This window comes from Streptomyces sp. NPDC055099 (genome assembly GCF_053607685.1).
Window position 1 is genome coordinate 16,955 of sequence record NZ_JBSGUA010000042.1, and the last position, 11,631, is coordinate 28,585.

An 11,631-nucleotide genomic window follows, 5' to 3' on the forward strand; every position below is an offset into this window, starting at 1 on the left:
GCCCCGTCGAATGCAGGCTATGTCTTTGTGAACGCGTGCACAAAGATGGTGTCCGATTTGCCCGGCCAACGTGACCGGGGTCACGCGCCCCCGGCACCCTTTGCGGGAACCGGCACACATGAGGCTGCGGTGCTCAATTGATGGGGGCAAAACCGCACACTCTCCTCACGATCATCGCCCCCGAGACCCAAACCGCCCACGATCCTAAGGGACCATTCGGGCCGTTTGGACTCGTCGGTCAGTGACGATTCGGACTACGGAGCGAGCTCGCGCCGCAGCCGCTCCTCGTTCACACGCCAGAAGGTGTGCTGTTCACCATCGACCAGGACCACCGGAATCTGTTCCCAGTAGGCCTTGTTGAGCTCTTCGTCCTGAGTGATGTCCTTCTTCTCCCATACGACTCCAAGATCGCCGCAGACCTTCTCGATCACCAGCTGTGCTTCATCGCACAGATGGCAGCCGGGCTTGCCGATCAAGGTGACCGTCCGGTCCTGTGGCTTCTTCTTCTCCGCACGGCGAAAAATCGGGCTCATGACACCATTCTCGCCCCGCCGACGCGCCGCGGAGCCCGTCTCTTTAACGGTGCGGTCGCGCAGAGTTCACAGCACCGAATCCTGCCGACTCCGGAACGGCCGAACGGACTGGCTATGCTCACGACATGGCCGCTCTCGGATGGCTCACCCCCCGTAGGCGCTCCGCCACCGCGCGGAGCGTGTTGGCAGGCGAGGCCTCGGCTGAGGCAGCGCGCAAGACCTCCCAGGAGCTGGAGGCCCTCGACGATCTCGTCGCGGCGGCCTCGCCGGAGGAACCCGAGGAGCCGGAGTTCCCGGTCTTCGGCGACGACAAGGCCGCCGCCTTCTTCGATCTCGACAACACCGTCATGCAGGGCGCCGCGATCTTCCACTTCGGCCGCGGCCTCTACAAGCGGAAGTTCTTCGAGCGCCAGGAGCTGGCCCGATTCGCCTGGCAGCAGGCATGGTTCAGGCTCGCGGGCGTCGAGGACCCCGAGCACATGCAGGACGCCCGCGACAGCGCGCTCTCCATCGTCAAGGGCCACCGCGTAGCCGAGCTGATGTCCATCGGCGAGGAGATCTACGACGAGTACATGGCCGAGCGCATCTGGCCCGGCACCCGCGCCCTGGCTCAGGCCCACCTCGACGCGGGCCAGAAGGTCTGGCTGGTCACCGCCGCCCCGGTGGAGACGGCCACGATCATCGCCCGCCGCCTCGGCCTGACCGGCGCGCTCGGCACGGTCGCCGAGTCCGTGGACGGTGTCTATACGGGAAAGCTCGTCGGCGAGCCCCTGCACGGCCCCGCGAAGGCGGAGGCGGTGCGCGCGCTCGCGTCGGCCGAGGGCCTGGACCTGGGCCGCTGCGCGGCGTACAGCGATTCGCACAACGACATCCCGATGCTCTCGCTCGTCGGGCATCCGTACGCGATCAATCCCGACGCCAAGCTGCGCAAGCACGCGCGTGAGCGGGACTGGCGTCTGCGGGACTACCGCACCGGCCGCAAGGCCGCCAAGGTCGGCATCCCGGCCGCCGCCGGAGTGGGCGCCATCGCAGGTGGGACGGCCGCGGCCATCGCCCTGCACCGCCGCCGCCACTGAACATTCTCTCGGTCATACCCCGCCCGGGCTCCCGCCAGTCACGTTGGTAGCACTCGGCCACAACACGCCCTGCGCCGAGACGGAATGTGACCTAATTCGATCAACAACCGCTCACTGTGCGCTACTTGAACGGGCATAGACCGATAACAGAAGCGACGTAATCGGTGATTTGAGCAACTGGGTGTAGTGCCGCCTGTACGAAGCGTTATTCTCCTCAGACGCATTACGGACCCCACACGTCGCTACGACGGGTGAACGGTTCCGCACTGCACGTGATGGAAGCTCTGCCTCTGGGAGTCCCGTGTACCCACACGTCGGGGTTGACGCCTCGGGCCTGGCTACGCTGCGCGCAACGGTCGCCGACCGCTTGCGCGGCTTCGTCCCCACCGCGTACGCCGGCCCCGCCGTCCCCGCATTTGCCGTCCCCACACCCGCCGGGCCCGTCTATGCCCTGGCGGACAGCGGCGCGGCGGTCAGCAGACGGACTCGTTCCGCTTCTGCCACCACCTCAACCCCCACCCACCGCCGTCCCGCCGCGGACAGCGACAGCGCCCGCATGATGGACCTCGTCGAACGCGCCCAGGCGGGCGAGTCCGACGCATTCGGCCGTCTCTACGACCAGTACAGCGACACGGTCTACCGCTACATCTACTACCGCGTCGGCGGCAAGGCGACCGCCGAGGACCTCACCAGCGAGACCTTTCTGCGCGCCCTGCGCCGCATCAGCACGTTCACCTGGCAGGGCCGTGACTTCGGCGCCTGGCTCGTCACCATCGCTCGCAACCTGGTCGCCGACCACTTCAAATCGAGCCGTTTCCGCCTCGAAGTGACCACAGGCGAAATGCTCGACGCCAACGAGGTCGAGCGCAGCCCCGAGGACTCCGTCCTGGAGTCCCTCTCCAACGCCGCACTGCTGGACGCCGTGCGCCGCCTCAACCCCCAGCAGCAGGAGTGCGTGACCCTGCGCTTCCTGCAGGGCCTCTCGGTCGCCGAGACCGCTCGGGTGATGGGCAAGAACGAGGGCGCGATCAAGACCCTCCAGTACCGCGCCGTCCGCACGCTGGCCCGGCTGCTGCCCGACGACGTGCGCTAGCTCCGCACGTCCCCCATCGCCCTCTGTAGCCGTGCGGAGCGCCCAACTCACGCTCCGTGGCGGCCAGATGGCCGTCACGGAATTTGGGCGGTCCGATCATCCTCCGTCCGTAACCCAAGTGCCGCGACGCTCGTTGTGCGGGATGCAGGCTCCCTGTGGTCGCCCCCTGACTACCTCCGCTCACTCTTTCGTGTGGAAGTGTTCAGGTCGGGCAACCCTCAGGACCCCCTGGGGAGTCGACCGTCATGACGAGAGGAGGTGCCGCCAGTGATCGCGAACGTATCGGCACACCGGCGGGCGAACGCCTTCGCCCAGGCCCTGGAGGAGCAATCCGACCAGGGCCCGGCGGCCGAGCAGTCCGAAGGTTCCGTCACGCCCGATTCCGGGCCGTCCGAAGCGACGGCCCCGGACCGGATGCTGACCCTGGCGACCGGCCTCGGCGAGCTGCCGAAGCCGGAGCTGGATCCCGAGGTCAAAGTGGTCCAGCGGGCCCAGCTCGTAGCTGCCATGGAGGCCATGCTCCTTGAGGGCACGGCCGCGGGCGGTGGGACCATCGGCACCTCGGTGCCCGAACAGCGGTCCCGCAAGGGAGCCCACCGGGCCACGGGACTGCGCAAACTGAAACCGCGCTCCCGGCTGTCGAAAGGCATCGCCGCGGGCGGGCTCACCGTCGGCGTGGCCGCCGGCGCGTTCAGCGGGGTGGCCGCGGCCAGCTCCGACGCACTGCCGGGCGATTCGCTGTACGGCTTGAAGCGCGGCATGGAAGACCTCAAGCTCGGCATGGCCGACGGCGACAGCGACAAGGGTGGGGTCTATCTCGACCACGCCTCGACGCGGTTGAACGAAGCCCGTCGGCTGATGGAACGCGGCCGCAGCGGCGACCTCGACCACGAGTCGCTGGGCGAGATCAGGCGCGCCCTCTCCGGCATGCGGCACGACGCCACGGAGGGCCACCGCCTGCTGCACCAGGCGTACGAGCGGGACGGCTCGCTCGGCCACATCCAGACCCTGTCCGCCTTCACCGAGTCGCACCGCAGGAGTTGGAGCGACCTGCAGAGCAGGCTGCCCGTCCAGCTCGGTGACGTGGGCGATCAGGTCAGCTCGGTGTTCGACGCGATGGACCAGGAAGTGGACCCCCTGCGCTCCCTCCTGCCGCGCACCCCGGACAAGAGCGACACCCCGGGACAGCCGAGCCAGGGCGACTCCTCCGGCTCCTCGGCCCCGGACAGCCCCTCGGCCCCGGACTCCTCCCCGCGGGACGGAGCGAGCGCCGACAAGGGCGAGCCCCGCCCGTCGGCACCGGACAAGGGCGACGACGACGGCCTGCTGGGCGGCAACACGGGTGGCCTCCTGGACCCCCCGGAGTCCGACACCACCCCGAGCAGCCCGCTGGACGGCGACTCCTCCGGCAAGGAGACCTCGACACCGAAGCCGGACGTCACGGTGCCGCCCATCCTCCCCGGCTTGCTGCCGGGCCTCGGGATCGACGAAGAGGACGTGGGCTAGCACTCGGTCACTCGGCCGCCGGACGGGCTGAACCTCTTCGTGGGGTTCAGCCCGTCCTGCGTTCGCGGACAGCCCCGGTCAGAAGAAGACGGACCGCCGCTGCACCAGTAGCTTGTAGAGCGTGTGCTGGATCTGCTCCCGGACCTGATCGGTCAGGTTGAACATCAGCATCGGGTCCTCGGCGGCCTCCGGCGGATACCCGTCCGTCGGGATCGGCTCCCCGAACTGGATCGTCCACTTCGTCGGCAGCGGCAACGCCCCAAGCGGCCCGAGCCACGGGAACGTGGGCGTGATCGGGAAGTAGGGGAAACCGAGCACCCGCGCCAGCGTCTTCGCGTTGCCGATCATCGGGTAGATCTCCTCCGCCCCTACGATCGAGCAGGGAACGATCGGGGTCCCGGCCCGCAGCGCGGTGGACACGAACCCTCCCCGCCCGAACCGCTGCAGCTTGTAACGCTCGCTGAACGGCTTCCCGATGCCCTTGAAGCCCTCCGGCATCACCCCGACCAGCTCGCCCCGCTCCAGCAGCCGCTCGGCGTCCTCGGCGCACGCCAGCGTGTGGCCCGCCTTGCGCGCCAGCTCGTTGACCACCGGCAGCATGAAGACCAGATCCGCCGCCAGCAGCCGCAGATGCCGCCCCTCGGGGTGGTTGTCGTGCACGGCGACCTGCATCATCAGGCCGTCGAGCGGCAGTGTCCCCGAGTGGTTGGACACGATGAGCGCCCCACCCTCCGACGGGATGTTCTCGATGCCCTTCACCTCGACACGGAAGTACTTCTCGTACAGCGGCCGCACCAGGGACATCAGGACCTGGTCGGTGAGCTCCTCGTCGTAGCCGAAGTCGTCGACCTCGTACTCGCCCGTGAGCCGCCGGCGCAGGAACGCGAGGCCACCCGCGATACGCCGCTCAAGGCCACCGCCAGCGCCCCGCGGCTCCGGTTCGGCACCTGACCCGGTGCCGGTGCCGGGCGCCGCTTCCTGTCGCGAGGGCTCCGGCCCGGCCGGTTCCACCTGCGGCTCTCCGTCCTGCTGGCCCGGCATGGCCGTGACCTCACGCACGGCTGCCGGATCGTTCTTGCGCCGGACCGTGCCCCTGCGCCGGGGCGGGCGCTGCGCACCCGCGCGCGACCGGTCGTCGTCGAACGGAATGACCTTGGCGTCCGCCATCGTTGACGCTCTCCTCAGTTGGCGCTCTGGTTGCCCGCGAAGGGCAGCGTGGCGATCCGGTCGATGGCCCCCGCCACGGCTTGCGGCGGCATCAGACCCGGACCCCGACTGCGTACGAAGTCCGCGAAGGTCTCCGCGGTCGTGTACTTGGGGGTGAAGCCCAGTGTCTCGCGCATCTGCCGGGTGGCGACGACCCGGCCGTGCGTGAGCAGCCTGATCTGCTCGGGCGAGAAGTCGGTGGCGCCCAGTGTGCGCAGCGCTTGGCCGACCCAGGTGATCGCCGGCATGAACACCGGCAGCGTCGGACGCCCCAGGCGCCGCGCGCACTGCGAGAGCAGCAGCACACCGTCGCCCGCGATGTTGAACGTGCCGCTGTTGAGCGTCCCGCGCTCCGGCTCGTGTGCCCCGAGGCGCAGCACCTCGATCGCGTCGTCCTCGTGCACGAACTGCAGCCGCGGGTCGTAGCCGAACACGGTCGGCAGGACCGGCAGCGAGAAATACTCGGCGAGCGGGAACTCCGCGGTGGGCCCCAAGATGTTCGCGAACCGCAGCACACAGACCGCGACGTCCGGCCGCCGCCGCGCGAATCCGCGTACGTACCCCTCGACCTCGACGGTGTCCTTGGCGAAGCCGCCGCTCGGCAGCGACTTCGGCGGGGTCGTCTCGGTGAAGACCGCGGGGTCACGCGGCGCGGAACCGTACACGTTGGTGCTCGACTTCACCACGAGCCGCTTGACCGTCGGCGACTTCTGCAGGGCGCCGAGCAGCTGCATGGTGCCGATGACGTTCGTTTCCTTGAGCGAGCCGCGGTTGCCGCCGGCCAGTGCGGCGCCCGTCACGTCCATGTGCACGACGGTGTCGACGGAGAACTCGGCGAGCACTTTGGCGATCGCGGGCTGCCGGATGTCGGCCTGGACGAAGTCGGCGCCGCCCAGATGGTGCTCGGGAGGGACCGCGTCCACGGCGACCACCCGGTCGACCTCAGGGTCCCGGAGCACGCGTCGGACGAACCGCCCGCCCAGTTGACGGGCCACCCCGGTCACGAGCACGACCTTGCCCAAGATCAGCGCCTGCCTTCCCCTGCCCTCGAAGTCCTGCCGCGCCCCATCATTTCTCTCCTGGCACACGCTAGCGGGTCGATGTTGCGCTGTGATGACCGCCCGATGCAGGAAGTGACGACAGCCTCAACACAAGTGCACGGACCTGGCCCGATGCCCAGACCAGGACGTACGCGGGGTCGGGACGCACATCCTGCCCAGGGCCTACGTTCGAAACAAGCCCCCGGGCGGCCCGCCGAGGCCGGAAAACCGGCCGGAAGACGTCCCGGCGGGTGCCCCCGACGAAGTCGGGGAAACGCCGAAGCCCTCCCCCGGAAAACGCCGAAGCCCTCCCGCCGGATGACGGGAGGGCTTCGATACGCGCCGTGCAGCTGTCGCTTACTTCTTGTTGCGACGCTGAACGCGAGTGCGCTTCAGCAGCTTGCGGTGCTTCTTCTTGGCCATCCGCTTACGCCGCTTCTTGATAACAGAGCCCACGACTACCCTCGCTCACTTCTCTTCACTCGGTGCGGGGCAGCTGACTGGGCCCACACGACCTACGTCGGCCCTAGCCTACCCGCCTCCGGGTGAGGGGCGTAATCGAGGGGGATCGACCGGCTCCGGTCAGCCCGCCTCGACCCCTACATAGGACTCGCGGAGGTACTCGTGAACCGCCTGCTCCGGGACCCGGAAGGACCTCCCGACCCGGATGGCGGGCAGATGACCGCTGTGCACCAAGCGGTACACGGTCATCTTGGACACTCGCATCACCGAGGCGACTTCCGCCACGGTCAGGAACTGAACCTCGTTCAGCGGCCTCTGGTTATCAGCCATGACACCCCACCTGAACCTTCCGCACATGACGGGCACCGGCTTCCCCTTCCGGTGACTCTTCGTCGCTGCGCGCTCACTCCCCAGACTAGGGGCGGATGATGCGAGTGGGGAAGAGGAGTAGCGATCGGCCGCCTACTGTGACAGACACGCTCGATTGAGTACATAGCGAGTAAGCGGTCGGTAGTAATCAGACCGCACAGCGTCATCAAGCGGAACGACGACGGACACCTGCCCCTCGGCCTCTCCGACGAACAGCGCGGGATCGTCCGTATCCGCCAGACCGATCGCCTCAAACCCCAGCTGACCTGCCCCGCAGACCCATCCGTGGTCGCCGATCACGAGCTCTGGAAGCGGTCCGTCGGCCTCCGCCGCGGCCGCGAGAGCGGCTCGAACCGGGAGCGGGGAGTGGGTATGTGCGCCGGTCTCACTCCCGGTGGGACGCGCGCCGGGTTCCCGCACCAGCGCGACTCCTTGTACGTAGTCAAGGTTGTACGTGCGTAGGCCGAACCGGGTCGTTATGTCGACACTGTTGCCCTGCGCGGGGGTGAGGACGGTGCACCCGGCCGCCGACAAAGCGTCCGCCAGGGCGGCGTAGAAACCGAGGAGCCGGTGCGGATGTCCCGTCCCGAAGAGCACGGGAAGTCGCCCACGCACCGCCTCGGCGAGCCTCTCGGCGAAGGCGTCCAGCGCGACCAACGTCCGCTCCGGGTCGATGACATCGACCCCCGAGGTGTGCCGGGGGTCGGCGGACACCCCGCACTTGTCGGCCATGAGACCCAGCAGGTCGCCGGGGCCCCAACTCCACTCGGGGTCGAGGCCGAGCAGTATCCGCGGGTCCCGGGCCGCGAAGAGCCGATAGCTCCGCAGGCTCTCCTCCCGCGTGGTGGCCACGGGCCCGGCCAACCGGGCGGCCAACAGATGCGCACGCAACGCTCCGGTGCTCAACACGGGCTCGATGCTGACGCATCAGTCGGACGCCCGCCCCCAAAACCCCGGAAACCACGCACAGTTGGGCTAACAGGCCGATAATCCAGACCGGGAGATATCCAGCCCGGCCGGCGTTTGAGGCCATCTTGTCGGGGGTCGCCCCATGGTTTCGGGAAGGGGCGGGATCGGGGAAAGCCCCACAGGGCCCGCCCGAACTACCACGCTCTCCTACTCCTACGGCAACAACCCCCGCAGCGGAAACGCCGAGCGGCGAGCAGCAAGCACCGCCTGGTCGAGCCGATCGGCAGGGTCGTACCCGTCCTCCCACTCCGCCCAGGAGACAGGCCACCGCCCATCCGTCATCCGCCCCGGGGCCAACTGCCGCGTCCGAGCGAAGACTTCCTGCCGCCAGGCCTCAGGAACATCCGCCGAAGGCGGAATCTCCCGCCCCGCGGCGATCGCGGTCAGATGCGTCCAAGACCGGGGCACGACATCCACCACGGCGTACCCGCCCCCACCCAGCGCGACCCACCGCCCGTCGGCGTACGAATGCGCCAGCTCATGGCAGGCCACCTGCACGGCCCGCTGGGCATCCAGCGACACGGCAAGATGCGCGAGGGGATCCTCGAAGTGCGTGTCGGCCCCGTGCTGCGTCACCAGGACCTGCGGCCGGAACTCCGCCAACAGCTCCGGCACCACGGCGTGGAACGCCCGCACCCACCCCGCGTCCCCGGTCCCGGCCGGCAACGCCACATTGACCGCCGAGCCCTCCGCCGTCCCGGCCGCCCCCGTCTCCTCGGGCCACCCGGTCTGCGGGAACAACGTCCGCGGATGCTCGTGCATCGAGATCGTCAGGACCCGCGGATCGTCCCAGAAGGACGCCTGCACCCCGTCCCCGTGGTGCACGTCCACATCCACATACGCGACCCGCTCGGCACCCAGCTCCAGCAGCCGGGCGATCGCCAACGACGCGTCGTTGTAGATACAGAACCCCGAGGCGGACCCCGGCATCGCATGATGCAGCCCACCGGCGAAGTTCACCGCGTGCAGCGCTTCCCCGCGCCACACCGCCTCGGCCGCACCCACCGACTGCCCGGCGATCAGCGCCGACACCTCGTGCATCCCGGCGAAGGCGGGATCATCCACGGTCCCGAGGCCATAGCTGCCGTCCGCCGACGCCGGATCGGCGGACGCGGCCTTGACCGCCTCCACATAGTCCTCGCGATGCACGAGCCGCAACGTCGAGTCACCGGCACGCTTGGCCGCGACCACTTCCAGCTCGCGGTCGAGCCCGAAGGCACCGACCAGGCCTCTGGTCAGCGCGAGCCGGACCGGGTCCATGGGGTGCTCAGGACCGAAGTCATAGCCCGTTACTGCCTCGTCCCACATCAGCTGTGCGTGGCCGCTCATGCCCGTCACCGTATCGGTCCGGTCCGGGGGCGAAAGACCGGGCGTACAACAAGGTCACGAGCACCAACACCATGGGAACGAGCATCGCCCCGCGGTAGTTCCAGGCATCCCCCAGCGCGCCCACCAACGGTGAACCGATCAGGAAGCCCACGTAGTTGAAGATGTTGAGCCGCGCGACGGCAGCGTCCGAGGCGCCGGGGAAGAGCCTCCCCGCCGCGGCGAAGGTCTGCGGAACGATCACGCACAGCCCGAGCCCGAGCACCGTGAAGCCGGCAATCCCGACCCACGCCCCGGGCGCCACCGCCACGATCGCGAACCCGAGAGCGCCCACCACCGACCCGGCCCGCACCACCGCCACAGCCCCGAACCGCCGCACGCCCAGGTCCCCGAGCCCCCGCCCCAGCAGGGTCATGACCATGTAGACGTTGTAGGGGACGGTCGCGACCTCCTCCGAACTCCCCAGCACGTCCTGCAGATACTTCGCGCTCCAATTGGAGACGGTCGAATCCCCGATGTACGCGAAGGTCATCACCAGGCACAACGGCAGGAGCAGCTTGAAGACGACCGGCCCGCCCTTCCCCTCCCCGACGCCCTCCGCATCCCCCGCGGCCTTGGCATCGACATACCACCGGCTCCCCGCCAGCGCAGCCGGCAACAGCACCACGACCACCGGCAGATACGAGACGAAGAGCGACAGATCCCAGTGCGCCCCCGCCCACGCGATCGACGCCCCCGCGATCCCGCCCAAGCTGTACGCCGCGTGAAACCCCAGCATGATGCTGCGCCCGTACGCCCGCTGAAGACTCACCCCGAGCATGTTCATGGACGCGTCGAGCGCCCCCACCGACAGCCCGAAGGCCCCCAGCGCCACGGCCACTTGCCACAGGGCGTCGCCCGCACCGACCCCGAGCAGCGCCAGGAGCACCACGGGCTGCGACCACCGCAGCACACGGCTGGGCGCCATCCTCTTGACCAGCCACTCCGTGCCGACGCTCCCCACGCCCGCGAGGATCGGCACCGCGGCGAGGAACACCGGCAGCAGGCCGTCGGATATCCCGTACCGGTCCTGAATGGCGGGGATCCGCGTCACCAGCAACGCGAAGGTGACGCCCTGCACCAGGAAGCTGAACGCCAAAGAGGCCCTGCCGCGCCGCAGCTCATCTGTCATGGCTGCAGAGCGTAGGACCCCCGTCTACCGGTGGGTAGATAGATCACCCACCCAATTCCCATGAGCGTCGCTTCCACCGCCCGCGTCACACGAGCAGGTCAGGCAACTCCGCCATGTCCCCGAAGAGTTCAGTGGCACCCGAGAGCCGTTCGGCGGGCGTCATGGCGGTGAACCCGAGCACGTCCATGCCGGCCGCCACAGCGGCCAAAACGCCCAGCGGGCTGTCCTCGACCACCACACACCTCTCAGGCGCCACTCCCATCCGCTCGGCGGCGTACAGAAAGAGATCCGGCGCCGGCTTTCCCCGCCCCACATCCTCGGAGCTGAAGATCCGCTCGTCGTGGAACCACCGGTCGAGTCCGGTCCGCCGATGACCGACACGAATCCGCTCATGGCTCCCGGACGAGGCAAGGCAGTACGGCACTCCCCCGGCCACCAGCTTCTCCAGCACACCGACGGCCCCCGCCACAGGCTCCAGCTCCCGCTCGAAGGCGGCGAATACACGAGCATGGAAGGTCACGTCGAAATCCTCGGGCAGCCGCTCACCACTGCGCTCAAGAACAAGGTCGTGTACGCGATGGACTGCGGCGCCCATGTAGTCACGCAGGGAATCCTCATACGTGGTGGGGTGCCCGAGCTCGCTCAGATAGGCGGCCAGAATGGTGTTGGAAAGCGGTTCGCTGTCCACGAGAACACCGTCGTTGTCGAAGGTGACCAAGTCATAACGCATAACTCGACCCTAAACGCAGAAAACCCCCGCACCCAGAGGGTGCGGGGGTTTCCCGTAATAATAGTTCGGCGGCGTCCTACTCTCCCACAGGGTCCCCCCTGCAGTACCATCGGCGCTATGAGGCTTAGCTTCCGGGTTCGGAATGTAACC

General features: G+C 68.6%; 12 protein-coding genes and 1 rRNA gene. 3 read left to right on the plus strand and 10 right to left on the minus strand.

Annotation, left to right across the window (positions count from 1 at the left end):
- Positions 1–254 precede the first annotated feature (254 nt).
- Positions 255–533: a glutaredoxin family protein gene (locus ACWFRU_RS41550; RefSeq protein WP_453693957.1), complete on the minus strand. Its 279-nt coding sequence runs from the start codon at positions 531–533 to the stop codon at positions 255–257.
- Positions 534–658: 125 nt separating this feature from the next.
- Between ACWFRU_RS41550 and ACWFRU_RS41555 the strand changes: the two genes are divergently transcribed.
- From ACWFRU_RS41555 to ACWFRU_RS41565, 3 genes are all read left to right on the plus strand, one after another.
- Positions 659–1,609, plus strand: a complete 951-nt coding sequence (locus ACWFRU_RS41555) for an HAD family hydrolase (RefSeq protein ID WP_453693959.1) — start codon at positions 659–661, stop codon at positions 1,607–1,609.
- A gap of 301 nt (positions 1,610–1,910) precedes the next feature.
- Positions 1,911–2,702 (plus strand): ECF subfamily RNA polymerase sigma factor, BldN family, encoded by a 792-nt coding sequence (locus ACWFRU_RS41560; RefSeq protein WP_453693961.1) that lies wholly within the window; start codon positions 1,911–1,913, stop codon positions 2,700–2,702.
- 267 nt (positions 2,703–2,969) lie between these two features.
- Positions 2,970–4,208 carry a DUF5667 domain-containing protein gene (locus ACWFRU_RS41565; protein ID WP_453693963.1) on the plus strand — a complete coding sequence of 413 codons (1,239 nt, stop codon included), beginning with the start codon at positions 2,970–2,972 and terminating at the stop codon, positions 4,206–4,208.
- Between the two features lie 78 nt (positions 4,209–4,286).
- Here ACWFRU_RS41565 and ACWFRU_RS41570 read toward each other — a convergent pair whose 3' ends face one another.
- From ACWFRU_RS41570 to rrf, 9 genes are all read right to left on the minus strand, one after another.
- Positions 4,287–5,375 carry a lysophospholipid acyltransferase family protein gene (locus ACWFRU_RS41570; protein ID WP_453693965.1) on the minus strand — a complete coding sequence of 363 codons (1,089 nt, stop codon included), beginning with the start codon at positions 5,373–5,375 and terminating at the stop codon, positions 4,287–4,289.
- 14 nt (positions 5,376–5,389) lie between these two features.
- Positions 5,390–6,436: an NAD-dependent epimerase/dehydratase family protein gene (locus ACWFRU_RS41575; protein ID WP_453693967.1), complete on the minus strand. Its 1,047-nt coding sequence runs from the start codon at positions 6,434–6,436 to the stop codon at positions 5,390–5,392.
- A 375-nt stretch (positions 6,437–6,811) separates the two neighbouring features.
- Positions 6,812–6,910: a 30S ribosomal protein bS22 gene (locus ACWFRU_RS41580; protein WP_003948845.1), complete on the minus strand. Its 99-nt coding sequence runs from the start codon at positions 6,908–6,910 to the stop codon at positions 6,812–6,814.
- 126 nt (positions 6,911–7,036) lie between these two features.
- Positions 7,037–7,246 (minus strand): helix-turn-helix domain-containing protein, encoded by a 210-nt coding sequence (locus ACWFRU_RS41585; RefSeq protein WP_157996488.1) that lies wholly within the window; start codon positions 7,244–7,246, stop codon positions 7,037–7,039.
- Positions 7,247–7,378: 132 nt separating this feature from the next.
- On the minus strand, positions 7,379–8,194 hold the full coding sequence (locus ACWFRU_RS41590; protein ID WP_453693969.1) for a phosphatase: 816 nt from the start codon (positions 8,192–8,194) through the stop codon (positions 7,379–7,381).
- A gap of 213 nt (positions 8,195–8,407) precedes the next feature.
- Positions 8,408–9,583: an acetoin utilization protein AcuC gene (locus ACWFRU_RS41595; protein ID WP_453693971.1), complete on the minus strand. Its 1,176-nt coding sequence runs from the start codon at positions 9,581–9,583 to the stop codon at positions 8,408–8,410.
- Positions 9,534–10,751: an MFS transporter gene (locus ACWFRU_RS41600; RefSeq protein WP_453693973.1), complete on the minus strand. Its 1,218-nt coding sequence runs from the start codon at positions 10,749–10,751 to the stop codon at positions 9,534–9,536. Before ACWFRU_RS41600 ends, ACWFRU_RS41595 begins: the two co-directional genes overlap by 50 nt.
- An 85-nt stretch (positions 10,752–10,836) precedes the next feature.
- Positions 10,837–11,481 (minus strand): HAD family hydrolase, encoded by a 645-nt coding sequence (locus tag ACWFRU_RS41605; RefSeq protein ID WP_453693975.1) that lies wholly within the window; start codon positions 11,479–11,481, stop codon positions 10,837–10,839.
- A 63-nt stretch (positions 11,482–11,544) separates the two neighbouring features.
- Positions 11,545–11,631, minus strand: a 5S ribosomal RNA gene (rrf, locus tag ACWFRU_RS41610); the annotation flags it as partial.